At 70.1% G+C, this 19,578-nt stretch carries 17 protein-coding genes; 8 read left to right on the forward strand and 9 right to left on the reverse strand.

Annotated elements, in window-relative coordinates:
• Positions 1-54 precede the first annotated feature (54 nt).
• Complete coding sequence (yajC, locus tag TSO352_RS17375) at positions 55-486, reverse strand: preprotein translocase subunit YajC (protein ID WP_109108574.1); 432 nt, start codon at positions 484-486, stop codon at positions 55-57.
• Positions 487-711: 225 nt separating this feature from the next.
• Here yajC and TSO352_RS17380 point away from each other — a divergent pair, with 225 nt between their 5' ends.
• Positions 712-1,569: an ATP-binding protein gene (locus tag TSO352_RS17380; protein ID WP_109108575.1), complete on the forward strand. Its 858-nt coding sequence runs from the start codon at positions 712-714 to the stop codon at positions 1,567-1,569.
• Here the strand turns inward: TSO352_RS17380 and TSO352_RS17385 are convergent.
• The 4 genes from TSO352_RS17385 to serS are packed head-to-tail and all read right to left on the reverse strand — an operon-like array spanning position 1,526 to position 5,485.
• A complete protein-coding gene (locus tag TSO352_RS17385; RefSeq protein ID WP_109108576.1) occupies positions 1,526-2,785 on the reverse strand; it encodes a LysM peptidoglycan-binding domain-containing M23 family metallopeptidase in 1,260 nt (419 codons plus the stop codon). The two genes, TSO352_RS17380 and TSO352_RS17385, sit on opposite strands and share 44 nt — an antisense overlap.
• A complete protein-coding gene (locus tag TSO352_RS17390) occupies positions 2,782-3,435 on the reverse strand; it encodes a protein-L-isoaspartate(D-aspartate) O-methyltransferase (RefSeq protein WP_109108577.1) in 654 nt (217 codons plus the stop codon). The genes TSO352_RS17385 and TSO352_RS17390 overlap by 4 nt, the downstream gene beginning before the upstream one ends.
• Positions 3,432-4,214 carry a 5'/3'-nucleotidase SurE gene (surE, locus tag TSO352_RS17395; protein WP_109108578.1) on the reverse strand — a complete coding sequence of 261 codons (783 nt, stop codon included), beginning with the start codon at positions 4,212-4,214 and terminating at the stop codon, positions 3,432-3,434. The genes TSO352_RS17390 and surE overlap by 4 nt, the downstream gene beginning before the upstream one ends.
• Positions 4,214-5,485 carry a serine--tRNA ligase gene (gene serS, locus TSO352_RS17400; protein WP_109108579.1) on the reverse strand — a complete coding sequence of 424 codons (1,272 nt, stop codon included), beginning with the start codon at positions 5,483-5,485 and terminating at the stop codon, positions 4,214-4,216. The genes surE and serS overlap by 1 nt, the downstream gene beginning before the upstream one ends.
• 242 nt (positions 5,486-5,727) lie before the next feature.
• On the opposite strand from serS, the gene TSO352_RS17405 reads away from it, so the two are divergent.
• The 6 genes from TSO352_RS17405 to TSO352_RS17430 all read left to right on the forward strand — a co-directional run bounded on the left by TSO352_RS17405 (position 5,728) and on the right by TSO352_RS17430 (position 14,417).
• Positions 5,728-6,951: an MFS transporter gene (locus TSO352_RS17405; protein ID WP_109108580.1), complete on the forward strand. Its 1,224-nt coding sequence runs from the start codon at positions 5,728-5,730 to the stop codon at positions 6,949-6,951.
• A gap of 109 nt (positions 6,952-7,060) precedes the next feature.
• Positions 7,061-7,666, forward strand: a complete 606-nt coding sequence (locus tag TSO352_RS17410) for a cupin domain-containing protein (protein WP_109108581.1) — start codon at positions 7,061-7,063, stop codon at positions 7,664-7,666.
• A 463-nt stretch (positions 7,667-8,129) separates the two neighbouring features.
• A complete protein-coding gene (locus TSO352_RS17415) occupies positions 8,130-9,419 on the forward strand; it encodes a type III PLP-dependent enzyme (protein WP_109108582.1) in 1,290 nt (429 codons plus the stop codon).
• Between the two features lie 160 nt (positions 9,420-9,579).
• A complete protein-coding gene (locus tag TSO352_RS17420; RefSeq protein WP_109108583.1) occupies positions 9,580-11,001 on the forward strand; it encodes a saccharopine dehydrogenase C-terminal domain-containing protein in 1,422 nt (473 codons plus the stop codon).
• A 155-nt stretch (positions 11,002-11,156) separates the two neighbouring features.
• Entirely contained in the window at positions 11,157-13,523 is a 2,367-nt protein-coding gene (lptD, locus tag TSO352_RS17425) for an LPS assembly protein LptD (protein ID WP_109108584.1), read from the forward strand.
• A 168-nt stretch (positions 13,524-13,691) separates the two neighbouring features.
• Positions 13,692-14,417, forward strand: a complete 726-nt coding sequence (locus TSO352_RS17430) for a hypothetical protein (RefSeq protein WP_109108585.1) — start codon at positions 13,692-13,694, stop codon at positions 14,415-14,417.
• A 9-nt stretch (positions 14,418-14,426) separates the two neighbouring features.
• On the opposite strand, the gene TSO352_RS17435 is transcribed toward TSO352_RS17430, so the two are convergent.
• The 4 genes from TSO352_RS17435 to TSO352_RS17450 are packed head-to-tail and all read right to left on the reverse strand — an operon-like array spanning position 14,427 to position 18,805.
• Positions 14,427-16,457, reverse strand: a complete 2,031-nt coding sequence (locus tag TSO352_RS17435) for a tetratricopeptide repeat protein (RefSeq protein ID WP_109108586.1) — start codon at positions 16,455-16,457, stop codon at positions 14,427-14,429.
• A complete protein-coding gene (locus tag TSO352_RS17440; protein WP_109108587.1) occupies positions 16,442-16,810 on the reverse strand; it encodes a YdbL family protein in 369 nt (122 codons plus the stop codon). Before TSO352_RS17440 ends, TSO352_RS17435 begins: the two co-directional genes overlap by 16 nt.
• A complete protein-coding gene (locus TSO352_RS17445; protein WP_109108588.1) occupies positions 16,807-17,088 on the reverse strand; it encodes a YnbE family lipoprotein in 282 nt (93 codons plus the stop codon). The genes TSO352_RS17440 and TSO352_RS17445 overlap by 4 nt, the downstream gene beginning before the upstream one ends.
• A 7-nt stretch (positions 17,089-17,095) precedes the next feature.
• Entirely contained in the window at positions 17,096-18,805 is a 1,710-nt protein-coding gene (locus TSO352_RS17450) for a YdbH domain-containing protein (protein ID WP_109108589.1), read from the reverse strand.
• Positions 18,806-18,993: 188 nt separating this feature from the next.
• Here TSO352_RS17450 and TSO352_RS17455 point away from each other — a divergent pair, with 188 nt between their 5' ends.
• On the forward strand, positions 18,994-19,563 hold the full coding sequence (locus TSO352_RS17455) for a peptidylprolyl isomerase (RefSeq protein ID WP_109108590.1): 570 nt from the start codon (positions 18,994-18,996) through the stop codon (positions 19,561-19,563).
• The last annotated feature ends 15 nt before the right edge of the window (positions 19,564-19,578 follow it).

Here is a 19,578-nt window from a genome sequence, read left to right on the forward strand (position 1 = left end):
CCGGACGGGAAGCGCCTTCGGGCTGGCCCTGTGTGAGAGGAGCCCGGCCGGTTCTTACTTGCGGCCGAACAGCTTGCCGATACCACCGGCGGCGGTGGTCGTCTCGGCCGGCTTGGCGGCGCCGTCGGCGGGGGCCGCCGGGGTGCCGGCGTCGCCGCCCTTGGCCGGCTCGGTCTTGGCCAGGACAAGGTTGACCGTGGAGCGCAGGCAACGGACACGCACGTTCTCGGCGATCTCGACGGTGATCTCGTCGTCGGCGCCGACCTTGGTGACGATGCCGATGATGCCGCCGCCGGTCACGACGCGGTCGCCGCGGCGGATCGCCGACAGCATGGTCTTATGCTCCTTCATCTTCTTCTGCTGCGGACGGATCAGCAGGAAATAGAAGACGACGAAGATCAGAACCAGGGGCAGAAACTGGACGAGCATGTCACTGCCGCCGCCAGCCGGCGCCGCCGTCTGTGCATAAGCCGTCGAAACGAACATCGGAAAGCTCCTTCAGAGTTTGGTCTCGCGCGGGGGTCGGCGTGCCGCCGGGACGCCGCGACTATAGCCGCCCATGAACGGGATGCAACGGTGATGCGCCACAATCCGCGGGGCGGCCACAGCTTGTGCGCTTGCGTCGCTGTGTTACGGTGCGGACGCGTCGGAAAGATGGCTGCGCAGGCGCCGGCTTTCCATGAAATTTTGCGAAAAGCTGCCAGGAAAACGATGTCCCCTGAAACGCTGCTTCCCCTGCTGACCCGCATCGCCGCCGCGCTGGAGCGTCTGGCGCCGCCGCCGCCCCTGCCGCTGGACGTCACCGCGGCCGACGCCTTCGTCTGGCATCCCGACCCCGACCGGCTGGAACCGGTGCCAGCCGTCAACCGGGTGGATATCGTCCTGCTGCAGGGGGTGGAGCGGCAGCGCGACATCCTGCTCGACAACACCCGGCGCTTCGCCGCTGGTCTGCCGGCCAACAACGCCCTGCTGTGGGGCGCCCGCGGCACCGGCAAAAGCTCCCTGGTGAAGTCGGTTCACGCCGTGATCTGCCAGGAACGCCCGGCCGAGCTGGCGCTGGTGGAAATCCAGCGCGAGGACATCCCCACCCTGCCCCGCCTGCTGACCCGGCTCAAGGGCGAGCGGCGGCGCTTCGTCCTGTTCTGCGACGATCTGTCCTTCGACCATGACGACGCGCATTACAAGTCGCTGAAGGCCGTGCTGGACGGCGGGATCGAGGGGCGGCCGGACAATGTGGTGTTCTACGCCACCTCCAACCGCCGCCACCTGATGCCGCGCGACATGATCGAGAACGAGCGGTCGACCGCCATCAATCCGGCGGAGGCGGTGGAGGAGAAGGTGTCGCTGTCCGACCGGTTCGGGCTGTGGCTGGGCTTCCACAACTGCGACCAGGACGCCTACTTCGCGATGATCGAGGGCTACGCCCGCCACTACGGCCTGGACATCCCGGCCGATCGGCTGCGCGCGGAGGCCGTCGAATGGTCGGTCACGCGCGGGAGCCGGTCGGGCCGGGTGGCCTGGCAGTTCATCCAGGACCTGGCCGGGCGTCTCGGGACGCCCCTTCGCTGAGCTTGCGGTCCATCTGATCGGACGGGTCGACCGCCTGGCTCCCCTTGCGCAGCTCGAAATGGAGCTGCGGCGAGGACACCGAGCCGGTCTGGCCGACCCGCGCGATCACCTGGCCGCGCTTCACCGTCGCGCCGCGCTCCACCTCGATCTTGTCGAGGTGGGCGTAGGCGGTGATCCAGCCGTCGGAGTGCTTCAGCAGCAGCAGGTTGCCGAAGCCGCGCAGCTCGTTGCCGGTGTAGGCGACGACGCCGTTGTCGGCGGCGACCACCGCGGTGCCCTTCGCCGCCGCGATGTTCAGGCCGTCGTTGTGCAGGCCGTCGGGCTTCGGGCCGAATCCGGAGATCAGCTTCCCCTTCACCGGCCACAGGAAGCGGGCGCCGCCGCGCGGTGGCGGGGCGCCGACCTCCGCCTTCGGCTCCGGCTTCGGCGGGGCGGCAGCGGCCGCGACCTCCTGCGGCGGGGCGGCGGCGGGCGGCGGGACCGGCGCACCGGCCTGGACCGGCTTGCTGCCGGGCGGACGCAGCATGGTCGGCGCCTGCCCCGGCTGGTAGGCCGGCTCCGGCGAGCCGGCCGGCTGGCTCTGCACCGGTGCGGGTTCGGACGGCGGCGTGGCGGGCTTCGACGGCGGCAGGGCCGTGGCGGTGATGCCCCCGGCGGGCGACGACGCGCCCGGAGGCGGCAACTCGGCCGCCTGGACCGACCCGCGGCCGGCCGGCGTGCCCTGCGGCATGGCCTGGGGCGTCAGCGGCACCGCACCACCCGACGCCACCCCCGACGCCGTCATGGACCCGCCGGTCCCGGACGCGTTCGATCCCGGCAGGCGCAACGGCTGGCCGACCTGCACCGCGTAGGGCGGGGTCAGGCCATTCAACTGGGTCAGTTCGCTGACGTCGACGTTGTGCATGCGCGAGATGCCGTAGAGCGTATCGCCCTTCTGCACCACATACTGGCGCGAGGTCGGCAGGACCAGCCGCTGCCCGACGTCGAGCTTGTAGGGCGGCGACAGGTGGTTGGCTTCGATCAGGTCGCGCAGCGGCACGTTGTAGCGGCGTGACAGGATGTAGGCGCTGTCGCCCTTCTGCACCGTGATGGCGCCGCCGGCCGAATCCGGCACGTCGCTGACATGGGTGAAGGGGGCGAGCCCGCCCGCGCGTTCGCAGGCGCCGAGCGCCAGGACCGCGGTGGACAGGAGAAGCGCCGTAAGAACCGGTTTCATGCGGAATGGACCTGTTGCGGCGGGTCGGACAGCAGCGGAACGAAACGGACGGGCCACAGGTCCTCCCGGGAAAGGCCAGCTTCGGAACGCCGGAAGCGCACGACCTTCTGGTCGCGGTGGTCGCTGCCGAGCGGAATGACCATGACACCACCAACGGCGAGTTGATCCGTCAAGTCTTTTGGAGCTTCCGGACCGCCGGCGGCTGTGACCAGTATCCGCGCGAAAGGCGCCTGCTCCGGCCAGCCGCGGGTTCCGTCGCCCAGCCGCGTGGTGATGGTGTGGATGCCCAGCGCCTGGAAACGCGCCTCCGCCTCGCGCAGCAGCGGTTTCAGACGCTCGATGGTGAAGACGCGGCGGCACAGCCGCGACAGCACCGCCGCCTGATAGCCGGATCCGGTGCCGATCTCCAGGACCAAATGTCGCGGGTGCAACTCCAGCGCCTGGGTCATCAGCCCAACCACCAGCGGCTGGCTGATGGTCTGGCCCAGCTCGATCGGAAGTGCGGCATCCTCCCACGCCCGGTCCTGGAAGGCCTCGGGCACGAACAACTCGCGCGGGATCCGTTCGATGGCGGCCAACACCTTGGTGTCGGTGACGCCGGCCCCGCGAAGGGCCATCAGCAAGCGGATCTTGCGCGGGTTGTAGCTCACACGAAAGCCTGCCTCAGCGTCTGCAGCGTCGGGGTGTGCGTCAGGTCGAGGAAGACCGGCGTGATCGAGATGCCGCCGTTGAACACCACATGGATGTCGGTGTCGTCGGCTACATCGGCCTCGCCGCGCAGCGTGCCGATCCAGATGTAGGGCTTGCCGCGCGGGTCGACCCGCTCCAGCAACTCGTCGCCGATCTTGCGCTTGCCGTGGCGCACCACCCGCATGCCGGTGACCTCCGCCGCCGGACGGGCCGGGAAGTTGACGTTCAGCAGCACGTTCTTCGGCCAGGCCACCGTCACCGCCTTGCGCACCACCTCGGCGCCGTAGGCTTCGGCGGCGGACCAGTCGATCGGCTGGCCCGTCTCGTAATGCTGGCTCATGGCGATGGCCGGGACGTTCAGCAGCGTCGCCTCCATCGCCGCGGCGATGGTGCCGGAATAGGTCACGTCCTCGCCGATGTTGGAGCCCTGGTTGACGCCCGACAGCACCAGCGTCGGGCGGGCGTCCTTCATGACATGGTTGACCGCCAGCAGCACGCAGTCGGTCGGCGTGCCGTCGACGGTGAAGCGGCGCTCGTCCAGCTTGCGCAGGCGCAGCGGCCGGTTGATGGTGAGCGAGTGGCTGGCCGCCGACTGCTCCATCTCCGGCGCCACCACCCAGACATCGTCGGACAGCGACCGCGCGATGGATTCCAGGACCTTCAGCCCCTGCGCGTGGATGCCGTCGTCGTTGGTGACGAGGATGCGGGTCTGGGACAGGTCGAGCGGCAGGTCGAACATCAGATGGAAATCCTCTCAACACCGCGCATGTACGGCCGGAGCGCGTCCGGGATCAGGATCGAACCGTCGGGCTGCTGGTAGTTCTCCAGCACCGCGATCAGGCAGCGCCCGACCGCCACACCCGATCCGTTGAGGGTGTGCACGAACTGAGTTTGCTTCTCGCCCTTGCTCCGGCAACGGGCCTTCATCCGCCGCGCCTGGAAATCGCCGCAATTGGACACGCTGGAGATCTCGCGGTAGGCGTTCTGGCCGGGCAGCCACACCTCGACGTCATAGGTCTTGCGCGAGGAGAAGCCCATGTCGCCGGTGCACAGCACGATGGTGCGGTAGGGCAGGCCCAACCGCTCCAGGATCGTCTCGGCGCAGCGGGTCATGCGCTGGTGCTCGGCCTCCGACTGGTCCGGCGCGGTGATGGCGACCATCTCCACCTTCCAGAACTGGTGCTGGCGGATCATGCCGCGGGTGTCGCGCCCGGCCGACCCGGCTTCCGCCCGGAAGCAGGGGGTCAACGCGGTGTAGCGCAGCGGCAGATCCTCCGCCGCGACGATCTGGTCGTTGACCAGATTGGTCAGCGGCACCTCGCTGGTCGGGATCAGGTAATGGTCGGACCCGGTCGTCTTGAACAGGTCCTCCTCGAACTTCGGCAGTTGGCCGGTGCCGAACAGCGCGGTGTCGCGCACCATCAGCGGCGGCGCGATCTCGGTGAAGCCGTGCTCGCTCGTGTGGATGTCCAGCATGAAGTCGGCGAGCGCGCGTTCCAGGCGGGCCAGCCCGCCCTTCAGCACGGTGAAGCGGGCGCCCGACATGCGGGCTGCCGCCTCGAAGTCCATCAGGCCCAGCGCCTCGCCCAGCTCGTAATGCTGCTTGGGGTTGGCGATGTCGGCCGGGGTGCCCCAGCGGCGCACCTCGACGTTGTCGGTTTCGTCCTTGCCGAGGGGCACGTCGTCGGCCGGGATGTTGGGCAATCCTGCCAGCAGGGCGTCGAGTTCGGCGCCGAGCGCGCGTTCCTCCTCCTCCACCTGGGGAAGGCGGTCCTTCAGGGTCGCCATCTCGTCCAGGATCGGCTGGGCGTCGCGGCCCTCGCGCTTGGCGAGGCCGATCTCCTTGGCCGCTTCGTTCCGGCGGGCCAGCATCTCCTGCATCTGGGTCTGCGCGGCGCGGCGGCGGCTGTCGAGGTCGAGCAGGGACGACGACATCGGCGCCAGTCCACGGCGGCCGATACCGCGGTCGAAGGCTTCGGGATTCTCACGGATGGCGCGAAGGTCGTGCATGGCTCGAACAGACTTCGAATGAGTGGGAGGCTGGTTATACGGCGCGCCCCGCCGAAGGTCCAGAGCAAGGCCGTTTTCACGCCTTCATCGAAAGGACTGCCCGGCAAACCCGTCGGTCCGGCAAGGTTCTGCGCCGCGGGCATGGCCGCCCCGCCGCCGCATCCTTGGACAGCGGGGCGATGGCGCGTCACTGTCGCTTTCGCACCGCAGCGACGGTGACGGAACAAGCGGGAGCCCAGCGCGTGCGCGACGACATCAAGACCGGTGCGGACAGCGCCGATCCCGGGACCGCCTATCTGGAGGCCGGCACCCCGGCCTACCGCCGCGCCAGCCGCATCCTGTTCGTCGCCGGCTTTTCCACCTTCGCCACGCTCTATTGCGTGCAGCCGCTGCTGCCGGACTTCGTGCAGGAGTTCGGGGTGTCGCCCGCCGAGTCCAGCCTGTCGCTGTCGCTGACCACCGGCGTGCTGGCGGTGGCGCTGCTGGTCGCCGGCGCCATTTCCGACGGGATCGGCCGCAAGCCGGTGATGGTCGCCGCCCTGGCCGCCGCCGGCCTGCTGGGCGTCGTCGGCGCGCTGATGCCGAACTGGCATGGCTTCCTCGCCGTCCGCGCACTGGAGGGGCTGGCGCTGAGCGGCCTGCCCGCCGTCGCCATGGCCTATGTCTCCGAAGAGGTCGATCCGAAATCGGCCGGCGTCGCCATGGGGCTCTACATCGGCGGGACCGCCATCGGCGGCATGTCCGGCCGGGTGCTGACCGCGGTGGTGACCGACCTCGGCAGTTGGCGGCTGGCGGTCGGCGTCGTCGGCGCGCTGGCGGTCGCCGCGGCGGTCACGGTGTGGCTGGCGCTGCCGCCGTCGCGCCATTTCGTCCGGCGTGCCGCCGGGTTGAAGGCGCTGGTGCGGGCATGGCGCGACCTGCTGACCGACGTCGGGATGCTGGGGCTGTTCTCGCTCGGCTTCCTGCTGATGGGCGGTTTCGTCACCGTCTTCAACTACATCGGCTTCCGCCTCAGCGAACCGCCGTTCGAGCTGCGCCCGGCGGTGGTCGGCGCCGTGTTCCTGGTCTACAGCTTCGGCGTCGTCAGCTCGCCGCTGTTCGGCGGCTGGGCCGGGCGGTTCGGCTCGGGCCGCACGCTGGCCGGCGCAGTGGCGCTGATGGTGGCCGGGCTTGCGCTGATGGAGGTCGACAGCCTGTGGGGCATCGCCCCCGGCATCGCCCTGTTCACCTTCGCCTTCTTCGGTGCCCATTCCATCGTGTCGGCCTGGATCGGCCGCCGCGCCGCGGTCGCCCGCGGGCAGGCGTCGTCGATCTATCTGTTCTGCTACTATCTGGGCTCCACCCTGGCGGGAACGTTGGGCGGGCTGTTCTGGCACCGCTATGGCTGGAGCGGCGTCGCCGGCTTCGTCGGCCTGCTGCTTTTGGTTGCCGTGGCGGTGACCGCCGGGCTGCAGCGCAGCCGCTGAGCAAGCGGCGAACCGTCGCACCCGCGCATCCGGCCGTTGCACCGCGCCCCGCGGCGTTCCAGTCTTGAAGCGGCGGGGTCGCCCCCGTCGCCGAGGGAGTGCGAATACGGTGAGTCACCTGACCGTCTACCTGGAACAGGACGCCCGGCGGCCGGAGCTGGCAACCTCCGATCATGCGCTGATGGAGGCCCATCTCGCCCTGGTCGGCGTGCTGTTCGAGCACTGGCACGGCGACCATGCCGTTTCGTTGCCGGCCGACGCCGGAACGGACGCCGTTCTGGATGCCTACGCCGTCCCGGTCGAGCGTCTGGCGCAGGCCCGCCGCTTCCAGTCGGTCGACGTGGTGCGCATCACGCCCGGAACGGCCGGCGTGGCGGCGCTGCGCGGCCGGTTCCTGGATGAACACACCCACGACGAGGACGAGGCCCGCTTCTTCGTCGAAGGGTCCGGCGCCTTCTACCTGCACGCGAACCGCCGGGTCTTCCGCGTGGTGTGCGAGGCCGGCGACCTGCTCAGCATCCCGGCCGGCGCGCCGCACTGGTTCGACATGGGGCCGCGTCCCCACGTCACCGCCATCCGCTTCTTCACCCGTCCCGACGGCTGGGTCGCCCATCCGACCGGCGACACCATCAGCGCCCGCTTCCCCCTGTACGAGCCGCAATCGCAGACGCTGTGCGGACCCGGGGATCCAGCCGACGCCATCGCCGCGGAATGACCGGAACTTCCGGTGCGGACGACGGCGCCGGCGACGCCCGGCGTCCCAAAAAATTCACTTGAATCGCGGCGCGAATAGCGTAAATGACTGCGAACGACGCACCCGCACGTGCCTATGGCCCTCTGTGGTTATGCTACGACGTACCGCGTCCTTTTTGGCAGAACCGACCATTCCAGTGGGTCGGTCCCGAGAGGGAGGTCAGTATGTACGCTGCCCACGGTGGGGCTGTGAGACGGTAGCCCGTCAGCCGGTAAACGACGCGCTGTTGCCCGGAGCTTCACAGCCCGGGGCCGCTGCTCGCACCGGCTGTTCCCGTCTCCCCCCTTCCCCATCCAATCGATCGCCGATTCCGCCGCGCCACCGCGCCTGACCGTCATTGCGTCCGGGCTGGTGACGTCGCGTCGCATCGCCGTCTGACCGCTGGGCCGGCTTTCATGCCCCGGCCCAGGGATAGGAGTGCGCCATGGGCTTCCTGCGTTCCCGTTCCGCCGTCACCCCGCTCCGCCGCGTCGGCCTGAATTCCGCCACCGTCAACGCCGTCTCGCTGTCGAGCGGCCGCCGCTCGTCGGTCGTCCAGGCGGTCGCGCTGCACCGCCCGGAAGAGCCGATGCACTGCATCCGCCCCGGCGTGCTGGCCGACACCGCGTCGAGCTTCCTCTCCGCCTTCGCCGAGGCCACCGACGCCGTGGCGCGCGGCGGCGACGTGCTGTACGCCGTCAAGTGCAACCCAGAACCCGCGGTGCTGCGCGCCCTGTGGGCCGGCGGCCTGCGCCATTTCGACGTCGCCTCCCCCGGCGAGATCCGGCTGATCCGCCAGATGTTCCCCGACGCCGTGCTGCACTACATGCACCCGGTCAAGGGCCGTCAGGCGATCCGCAACGCCTACCACCAGTACGGCGTCCGCGACTTCGTGCTCGACAGCCGCGAGGAGCTGGCCAAGATCCTGGAGGAGACGGACAACGCCGCCGACCTCGGTCTGGTCGTGCGCCTCGCGCTGCCGAAGGGCAACGCCGTCTACGACCTGTCCGGCAAGTTCGGCGCGGCCATGGCCGACGCCGTGGAACTGCTGCGCGACGTCCGTGCCGCGGCGCCCAAGGTCGGGCTGTCCTTCCATGTCGGTTCGCAGATGCTCGACCCGTCGGCCTACGAGCGCGCCATCACGCTCGCCGGCCGTGTCATCGCCGAGGCCGGCGTGGCCATCGACGTGCTCGACGTCGGCGGTGGGTTCCCGGTGTCCTACCCGGGCGTCACCCCGCCGCCGCTGGGCGACTTCATGGCCGCCATCGCGCGGGGCATCAAGGCGCTCGACCTGCCGGAGAGCTGCCGGCTGTGGTGCGAGCCCGGCCGCGCCCTGGTCGCGCCCGGCGTGTCGCTGGTCGTGCAGGTGGTGAAGCGGCGTGGCGACGAGCTGTTCATCAACGACGGCGTCTATGGCGCGCTGTCGGACGCCGGCGTCCCCGGCTTCCGCTTTCCGGCCCGCCTGATCCGCCCGTTCGAGGTGATGACCGACGCGGCCGACGCGGCGTTCAGCTTCTACGGCCCGACCTGCGACAGCGCCGACAAGATGAACGGTCCGTTCCACCTGCCGGCCGACGTCAAGGCCGGCGATTGGATCGAGCTGGGCCAGCTCGGCGCCTACGGCTCGTGCCTGCGGACGGCGTTCAACGGCTTCGACCAGGCCCGCGTGGTCGAGGTGTCGGACGCCCCGCTGCTGGCCACGCCGGGCTATGTCCTGCGCTCTTGCGCCGCCTGATCGGGACGTCAGGCCAAGCGCAAACGCTGGAATCTGTGGATAAAGCGTAAAGACACCCGTAACATTCACCGGTCCGGCGCGCCTCGCCCCTTCTTGATCGAAGAGGCGGGGGCGCCGGTCCATGTCGTTGTCAAAAACTACCTGGGGGGGACCAAACATCATGGCCCTGGACACGAAGCTCTGCACGTTCACAGGCCGCATGGTCATCGTTGGATTCGGTTCGATCGGCCAGGGTGTCTTGCCTCTGCTTCTGCGCCACATCGACGGTCTTACGCCCTCCCGGATCACCATCGTCACCGCCGAGGAACGCGGGCGTGAGGAGGCGGAGCTGTATGGCGTCGCCTTCCACAACAACCCGCTGGACAACGACAATTTCTTCCAGGTCCTGAAGCCGCTGATCGACAAGGGGGATTTCCTCGTCAACCTGTCGGTCGACGTGTCGTCGATCGCGTTGATCGAGTTCTGCCAGCGCATCGGCGCGCATTACACCGACACATGCACCGAACCCTGGGCCGGCGGCTACACCGACTCCAGCCTGTCGCCGTCGCTGCGCTCCAACTACGCGCTGCGCGAGTCGGCGCTGGCGCTGCGCGAGCGGTACGCCGGCGGGCCGACCGCGCTGATCACCCATGGCGCGAATCCGGGGCTGGTGTCGCATTTCGTCAAGCAGGCCCTGCTGAACGTCGCCGCCGACACCGGGGTCGTGACCGACGTGCCCACCGACCGCGACGGCTGGGGCCGGCTGGCGCAAACGCTGGGCGTCAAGACCATCCACGTCGCCGAGCGCGACACCCAGGTGTCGAACCAGCCCAAGCGGATCGGTGAGTTCGTCAACACCTGGTCGATCGACGGCTTTGTCAGCGAGGGCTGCCAGCCGGCCGAGTTGGGCTGGGGCACGCACGAGGCGCATTTCCCCGTCGACGGCCAGCGGCACGAGTTCGGCTGCGGGTCCGCCATCTACCTGATGCGGCCGGGCGCCGCCACCCGGGTGCGGACCTGGACCCCGCTGGAGGGGCCGTTCCACGGCTTCCTGATCACCCACAGCGAGGCGATCTCGATCTCCGACTATTTCACGGTGCGCGAGGGCGACCGGGTCGTCTACCGCCCGACCTGCCATTACGCCTATCACCCCTGCGACGACGCGGTGATGTCGCTGCACGAGCTGGCCGGCAAGAACTTCAACATCCAGGCCGAACAGCGCCTGATGATGCACGAGATCGCCAGCGGCATGGACGAGCTGGGCGTGCTGCTGATGGGCCACGCCAAGGGCGCCTACTGGTACGGCTCCCGTCTGGCGATCGACGAGGCGCGCGGGCTCGCCCCCTACAACAACGCCACCTCGCTGCAGGTCACCTCGACCGTGCTGGGCGGCATCGTCTGGGCGCTGGAGAATCCGAATCGGGGCATCGTCGAACCGGACGAGGTCGACTTCCGGCGCATCCTGGACATCGCCGCCCCCTATCTGGGCGAGGTGGTCGGCGCCTACGGCGACTGGACCCCGCTCCAGGACCGCAACGTCCTGTTCCCCGAGGACATCGACGAAGACGATCCCTGGCAGTTCAAGAACTTCCGGGTGGTTTGACAGAAACCGCATGAAGCGCCGCAGCCGGTGCCGCCGAACCGGCGGTGGCGGCTGCGGCAGCGGCGCCACAGGGCGGGGCGTCCGGTGGTAACATCGATCGTCCGACCACCGCGAAACCGTTGACTTGGCGGGGCGCTTCCCCCAATCGTTCCGGCATGCCCACGCACGTCTCCCGGCGCGTCCGCGCCAACGCCCGCACCGTCACCTCCCCGATCCTGCGCTCCGGCATTGTCGGGCTGATGGTCGCGTGCGGGGTCGTCGCCGCGGATCTGGCCAGCCCGGAAATGGCCAACGCCCAGTCGCAGAGCCCGGCCAAGCCGGCCGCGAAGCCCGCGGCGCCATCCGGGACCCAGCCGTCCGACGGCCAGAACGGGCCGAGGAAGCCGCAGGAACCGGTCCTGCTGACGGCCGACCAGGTCACTTTCGACGAGGTCAACAACCTCGTCACCGCGTCCGGCAACGTGGAGCTGGCGCAGGGCAAGCGCAGCGTCCGCGCCGACAAGATCACCTACAACCAGAAGACCAAGGTCGTCACGGCGACCGGGGCGATCCGGCTGGTGGAGCCGTCGGGCGACATCGTCTTCGCCGACTACGCCGAACTGACCGACGACATGAAGGACGTGTTCATCGAGAACATCCGCGTCCTGATGACCGACAACGGCCGCATGGCCGGCAACGAGGGCGAGCGGCGCGAGGGCAAGCTGACGCGCGTCAGCCGCGGCGTCTACAGCCCTTGCGACCTCTGCAAGGAGGACCCGACCCGCCCGCCGCTGTGGCAGATCCGCGCCGTCCGCATCGTCCACGACAATGAGGAGCACGAGGTCCGCTACAAGGACGCGACGATGGAGATCTTCGGGATCCCCGTCGCCTACACGCCCTACCTGTCGCACCCCGACCCCAGCGTCGATCGCAAGAGCGGCTTCCTGACGCCGTCCTTCGGCAACAACTCGAACCTCGGTGCGATCCTCAAGACGCACTATTACTGGGACATCGCGCCCGACCAGGACGCGACCATCGACCTGCACGAATACACGCAGCAGGGCCCGCTGCTCGGCGGCCAGTACCGCAAGCGGTTCGAGAACGGCCGGCTGGAGCTGGAGGGCGCCATCACCCGCGGCGACGTGTCCAACAGCAAGTCGGTGCCGAAGGAAACCCGCAACCGCGGTTACATCGCCGCCCGCGGCCTGTTCGACATCGACGAGACGTGGCGGGCTGGATTCGACGTCAAGCGGGCGAGCGACCCGACCTTCCTGCGCCGCTATTACGACTTCCGCGAAGACTACCTGACCAGCAAGGCCTACATCGAGGGCTTCCGCGGCCGGAACTACGCGGCGATCACCGCCTACAGCTTCCAGGACATGCGCTACGGCAACACCATCCCCGAGCCGGTGGTGCTTCCCTATGCCCAGTACAACGCGCTGGGCGAGCCGGGCAGCCTGCTGGGCGGACGCTGGTCGTTCGACAGCAGCCTGCTGTCGGTGTCGCGCTTCAAGGATGCCGGCCCCGACACCCAGCGTTTCGTCGCCAAGCCGGGCTGGGAACGGAACATCATTTCCAACACCGGCTTCATCACCACGCTGTCGGGCAGCGTGCTGGTCGCCGGCTACACCGCGCAGAACTTCAACGGGTCCGACGCGACCACCCGCGGCACCCAGAACATCGGCCGCACCCGCCTGTTCCCCCAGGCGCAGGCGACGGTCCGCTACCCGTTCGTCCGCTATGGCGAGAGTTCATCGCAGTTGGTCGAGCCGATCGCCCAGTTGACCGCCGCGCCGAAGCTGTCCAACCGGAAGCTGTTCCCGAACGAGGACAGCCTCGACGTCGAGTTCGACGACGTGAACCTGCTGGAGCCGAACCGCTTCACCGGCATCGACCGGCTGGACGACGGCGCCCGCTTCACCTACGGCCTGCGCACGGCGATCTACGGCAACAGCCAGGGGTCGGCCAGCCTGTTCCTGGGCCAGAGCCGCCGCCTGACCGACAGCAGCGCCGGCTTCACCGGCGGTTCGGGGCTGGAAGACCGGGTGTCCGACTATGTCGGCCGGCTCGACCTTCAGCCGGCCGACTGGCTCGACGTGAATTACGGCTTCCGCATCGACCATGATACGCTGCGGCCGCGGCGCCACTCGCTGAACGCGTCGGCCGGCGTGCCCTTGCTGCGCCTGTCGACCTCCTACGCCTACGTCGACCAGACCACCTCGCGCAACGCCATCACCCGTGACCGGGTGGAGCAGGCGTCGTTCGGTATGTCGTCGCAGTTCACCGACCATTGGAGCCTCGGCGTCTCCCACACCCAGGCGATGGAGCCGCAGCCGGGGCCGCGTTCCAGCCTGGCGACGCTGACCTACAGCGACGAGTGCCTGGTCTTCCAGACCATCGCGCGGCGCGACTACACCGTCACGACCAACGGCGAGAGCGACGGCAACACCATCTTCTTCCGGTTCGTGTTCAAGAACGTCGGCGAGTTCAAGTCGCCGGGCATCAACGCCAGCTTCCTCGGCGGCGGGTCGGCCAACCAGTGATGCCGGGCCAGTGATGCCAGGGCGGTCGGGCCGCCGATGAACGAGGTACCGACCCTTCCCTGCGGCCAACCGTAAGCGTTGCCGTAAGACCGTCGTCAAGGGGTTGCATCCCTTGGCTGTTACCGGTAGCCATAGTCGCCCGAACCTGACAGCCTGCTGCGACGCATCATGACCCTGGGACGTTACGACTACGAACGACGGTACCGCCGGCGCGTGTGGGCCGGTCTGATGAAGTTCGGGCTGCTGGCCGCGCTGGTGCTTGGCGTCGGGCTGTTCGCCTATCAGATGGGGATCGAGCAGCTCAAGGGCCGCGACGTCACCCTGCGCGAGGAAATCGCCACCCTGTCGCGGCAGAAGGCGGAGCTGGAGTTGCTGGCCACCCAGATGCAGCACGCCGCCAAGACCGCCGAGGCGCGCACCGCCGAATTGGAAGGCCGCCTGCAGCGCGAGGTCCCGACCGGCGATCTGGCGAAGCTGACCCAGCTGGTGGCGGAACGGCTGAAGGGCGGGCTGGACGCCAACCGCCTGGGCTTCGTCATCACCCAGGCGCAGACCCAGCGCAACTGCCAGCAGGCCGACACCAAGCGCTTCACCCTGTCCACCCCGCTGCTGAAGGGCGGCGCCCGCGGCGTCACCTTCGCCAACGGCGCGGTCAGCGTGTCGGGCGAAGGCCAGTCGGCCCACAACCCCCAGGGCAACGCGGAAAGCTGGTTCGATCCCGGCCAGCCGGTGACGATCAAGATCACCGGGATGGGCGGCAAGAGCACCTCGGTCACCGGCGTGCTGCCGCTGCACCAGTCGCTGGTCATCGACAACAACGAGTACCGCTTCACCATCGCCGCCGCCCAGCGCTCCTTCGTCGAGGTCACCGCGGACCGCTGCGCCTATCCGTAACGGCGCCGCCTACCGCACGGTGAAGCCGCGCGGCGCCTCGCCCGCCGCGTGGATCGCCCACATGGTGTCGTAGGCCGTCTCGATGGAGCGGGCGAAGCGGTCGGTGTCGAACAGCGGCGCGGTTGGCAGCGCCTCCGCCAGCCGGCGCTTCAGCGCGGCACGCTCGTCCGGCCGACCCGCCAGACGGACGGCGGTCTCCTCATAGGCATCCCAGTCCGCCACGGCCAGTTTCGGCAGCCCGACCGCGCGCAGCAGGCTGGCGGCGACGCGCCCGGCGAAGGACGGGCCGGGCACGGTCAGCACCGGCAGCCCGGCCCACAGCGCATCGCTCGCCGTGGTGTGGGCGCCGACCGGCGCGCTGTCGAGGAACAGGTCGGCCAGCCGATGCCGCGCCAGATGCGCCGGACCGGGCAGGCGCGGGGCGAAGACCAGCCGCTCCGCCGCGATCCCGCGCGACGCCGCCACGCGCCGCAGGTTGGCCGCGACCTCCGCCGGGCCGGCCAGCAGCCACAGCACCGATCCCGGCACCCGCGCCAGCAGGCTGCACCAGCGGTCGAACAGCGCCGGGGCGATCTTGTAGGGGGCGTTGAAGGCGCAGAACACCACGGCATCGTCCGGCAGCCCGCAATCGGCGCGGCTCGGCACCGGTCCGATGGCGCGCTTGCGGTCGTTGGGCTGGTAGCTGTCCGGCAGATGGACGATCCGTTCGCTGAAGAAGGGCTGGTGGTCGGCGGGGGCCACCACCGCGTCGGCGATCACGTAATCGATGGCCGGATGGCCGACGGTGCCGGGATAGCCCAGCCATTGCGCCTGGACCGGCGCCGGTCGGTGGGCGGCGATGCCGGGCCGGGCGTTCTGGGTGTGGCCCTTCAGGTCGACCAGGATGTCGATTCCGGCCTCGAAGATGGCCCGCGCCGCCGCCTCGTCCGGCCGGTGCGACAGGTCGATGAATCGGTCGAAGCCGGCCGCCAGCCGCGCCCGCAGCGGGCCATGGTCGTCGGGGCCGTAGGAGCAGCCGACGATCTCGAACCGGCTGCGGTCGTGCCGCTCGACCAGCTCGGCGATCAGCACCGCGGTGGCGTGCTCGTGGAAGTCGGCGGAGAGATAGCCGATGCGCAGACGGTCGCCCCGGCCGATGCGGCGGGGAAAGGCCGGCTGGATGCCGCGGGTACGCCACGCGCTGTAGCGTTCGGCACAGGCGCGCTCCAGCGCCGGCCCGGCGCCCTCCCCCAGGAAAATCCAGGGATGTGCCTGCTCGGTCCGCCCCTCGCGCACCAGCGCCACCAAGCGGTCGGACAACGCCGCCAGCCCGTCCCAGCGGCAGAGGTGCCGGCGCTGCTGCACCAGTTGGGCGAGTGCGCCGCCGGGATCGGGCAGGCCGATGCGAAGCGCGCGCTCGAACCCGGTGATGCTGTCGGCCCCATCCGCCGGGGAACCACCGCCCTGCCCCCGTTCCTTCAGCGTCAGGGCGAGGTTGGCGTGCCCCTCCGCCAGATCGGGGCGCAGGCACAGCAGCTTGCGGAAGCCGGCCACCGCGCGGTCGAGGTCACCGCGGTCGCGGTCGAGCGCCGCCAGCGCCAGCCACGCCGGCGCCAGACCGGCGTCGAGCGCCAGCGCGCGGCGCAACGCCGTCTCCGCTTCGCCCAGCCGGCCGAGTTCGCGCAGCAGGACGCCCTGGTTGCAAGGGGCGGGGGCGAAGCGCGGCATCAGCCGGGCCGCCTCGCCGTAGGCCGCGGCCGCTTCGGCCCGGCGGCCGAGCGCCTGCAGGGTGACGCCCCAGTTGAAATGGTTGCCGCCAAAGTCGGGCAACCACGCCAGGGCTTGGCGGTGGTGGCTCTCCGCCTCCGCCAGCCGGCCCTGGCGCCGCAGCGCCTCGCCGAAGTTGGAGCGGGCGACCGCCTCCTCCGGCGTGCCGCGCTGCCCCAGCCGGTCGAGCGCCGCGAACAGCGCCGCCAGCGACACGCCGTCGCCCGGCCGCTCGGCCAGACGGCGGCGCCACTCGGCGACGGTGACGCCGGCCTCGCTCACTTCCGCTGCCATTGCCCGGACGCGGTCATCACGTACTGGCCGGCCGGCGTGCGCTCGATCAGTTGCTGGCCGGCGACCGCCTGCACCTTGTCGAGCGCGGTGCCGTTGCCCTGGGCGATCTCGCGGTAACGGGCGAGGCGCTGGGCGTTCACCTGTTCCGCCAGCGCCTGGGCAGCGGCCGGCGCGCCGGACACGGCGCCGACCAGGCCGTCGGGCCGCTCGCCGATCTGGCCGGCGGCCTTGGCGGCGGCCAGTGGATCCTGCGCCAGCGCCAGGGTCGGCAAGGTGGCGGCGAGCAGGCCGGCGGCCAGAACGGCGCCGGATAGCCGCAGCATGTGGCGGCGGGAGATGGAACCGGTCATCATGGCGTCTTTCCCTTGGCCGTCTTGGGCACGGACTTGGTCGGCGCCGAATCGGTCGGCAGGCCGAACAGGGCGGGATCGTTGCGAATGGCGTCGTCCACGTCGCGCTCCAGCTTGACACGGACCTCCTGCTCGATGCGGACGTTCAGGTTGATCTCGATCGGCTTGTCGGGGGCTTCGATCTTGACCGTCGGCGAACAGCCGGCCGCCGCCGGGATCAGCAGGGCGGCCAGCAGGCGCAACGCCGGGCGAACGCGTGGGGGGGACGATGTCGTTACCATGGGGCGATCAGGGGTCCTTGTGGTCGGAGCCGGTCATACGGTCCCGCACGGTGTCGGGAATGCGGTAGACGTCGAGGTTCTGGCGCAGAATCCGGTCGAGCGCGCCCGACAGCTTAAGGTTAAGCGCAACCGGATGACCATCGTAGAATGACGGGTTGGCGCCGCGCAGCGACAGCCCGGCGACCAGCTCGCCGCCGGCCTCGCCGTCGACGGTGACGCGCAGGCCGTCGTAATGGAAGTCGGTCAGCGCCCCCAGCAGCAGCGCGGTCGGGCTGCCCTCCTCCCCGCTCAGGGCGGCGGGGGGATGGGCGGGGTCGTAGCGGAACGTGCCCGGCGCCGCGGCTTCCAGCACGCCGCCGTCGATGGTGACGCGGTCGCCAGCGAAGGTGACCGGCAGGGTTCCGGTCAGGCTGCCGGTCGCGTCCAGCCCCTCGACCTTGACCAGGGTCAGCAGCTTGGCGGCGTCGATGCCGTCGGCGTGCAGGGTGACGGTGCCGCTGGGCTTGGTCGGGCTCAACTCGAACGGGTCGGCGCTCACGGTGCCGCCGGCCCAGCGCCATTGCGCCTGATCGACGTCGAGCCGACCATCGCGGCCATAGCCGAACCGCAGCGTGCCGTCGGTCAGCGGGATACCGACGTCGAGCAGCCCGATGGTCAGCCGCTGCCCGTCGGGGATCACCAGCGGCGACAGGCTGGCCAGCGCGATGGTCCCGGCCACCCCGGCGAGCGTCACCGGCCCGGCCTGCCCCGCGACGGACTTGAGCGTCGCCTGACCGCTCGTCGTCAACCCGTTCTTGCCCCAGCCGACGATCGCCCGGCCCGACAGCGTGCCGGAGGCCTTGGCCAGCGTCGCCGCCGCCAGGGGCGAGATCGCGGCCAGACCGGGGCCGTCGGGCGGCAGGACGATCGGCCGGGTCACCGCCTCCACCTGCCCAGCCCGGGCGACCGGGTCGTAGCGGCCGGTCAGCGCCGCATTCAGCAGATTGTTCGCATCCTTGGCGGTGCCGGTGATCCGCCAGGGATCCTCCCCCGCCCGCTCGGCGGTGACGGCGACGGCCAGCGGGACGAACGGCGCCGGCTTCGCCGTGCTGCGCAGCCGCGCCACCGTCGCGTTGACCACCATCACGTCGGCCATCGCGCCGTCGGTCGCCACCGGGGCGCCGCCCTGTCCGGTCTGCGACAGCGTGACCGCCAGCCCCTCGCCGCTCAGCCCGCTGGACGGCGCGTCGAGCCGCGGCGCCCGCAATTCCGCCGCCAGCGCCAAGGCGGATGGTGACCAGCGCAGCAGCGGCCCACCCGCCGCGGCGCACAGCGTCGCCCCCTGCGGCAGGGCGAGCGGCTGGCCGCTGACCGTCAGCGCCTCCGCCGTGGCGGTCAGGCAGTCTTCGGGCGCGACCGTCACGCTGCCGCCGCCCACCGCCACGACCAGGGCGCCGGACAGCCGGACCCGGCCGGACAGCGGCAGGTCGAGCGTTGCCGCGGAGTCCGCCAACGCCCCGCTGTCACCGGCAACGCCCAGGCGCAGCCCGTCCCAGCCGTCGGCAAACCGCAAATCGGTGACGGTGATTTCGGCCCCGACGAGGCCGGCGCCGCGCAACGCCTCGGTGGCGGCGCGCCCCAGCAGGGTCGGTCCCGCCAGGATCGCGCCGCCGAGCGCGACGACGCCCAGCGCCACGGCAACCGCCGCCGTCCCTGCCAACGCCCGTCCCAGCCGCACCGCCCGTCTCCCCGCCCGTCCCTGTCGCCGCATGGCCTTGCCACGGTCACGCCAGGATGAACACCGGAAAAGGCTCCTGTCTTCCGTGACCTTTGGGGGATGACCGTCCTCGCCCTCTGCGGCTTTGCATTCGGGCACTTTTCCCCTATGGTCCGGGGCGCGGATTTCGGCTCATCGGAGTGTTTCGCATGAAGCGGTGGACCCGCGCGTTGCTGGCGGCCCTGTTCGCCACAATCTTCACTGTCTCGTTCTTTACAGTCTCGCAAGGGGAGGCGAAGGCCTTGGATCCGGAAAACACCCTCTACCTCGACCTGAAGGACGGTCGCGTGGTCATCGAAATGCGCCCCGACCTGGCGCCGAACCACGTTGCCCGCATCAAGGAACTGACCCGCCAGGGCTTCTACAACGGCGTCGTCTTCCATCGCGTGATCGAGGGCTTCATGGCCCAGACCGGCGACCCGACCGGCACCGGCTCCGGCGGCTCGGGCAAGAAGCTGAAGGCGGAGTTCTCCGCCACGCCGCACATCCGCGGCACCCTGTCGATGGCGCGCACGCCCGATCCGGACAGCGCCGACAGCCAGTTCTTCATCTGCTTCGCGCCGGCCGCCTTCCTCGACCGCCAGTACACCGTCTGGGGCCGCGTCGTCGAGGGCATGGAGTTCGTCGACATGATCAAGAAGGGCAGCCAGGCCCGCAACGGTCAGGTCAGCGACCCGGACAAGATCATCAAGATGCAGGTCGCGGCCGACGCGAAGTAACGTCGTCGTTCGTTC

It is taken from the genome of Azospirillum sp. TSO35-2 (assembly GCF_003116095.1).
Taxonomy (GTDB): Bacteria; Pseudomonadota; Alphaproteobacteria; order Azospirillales; family Azospirillaceae; genus Azospirillum.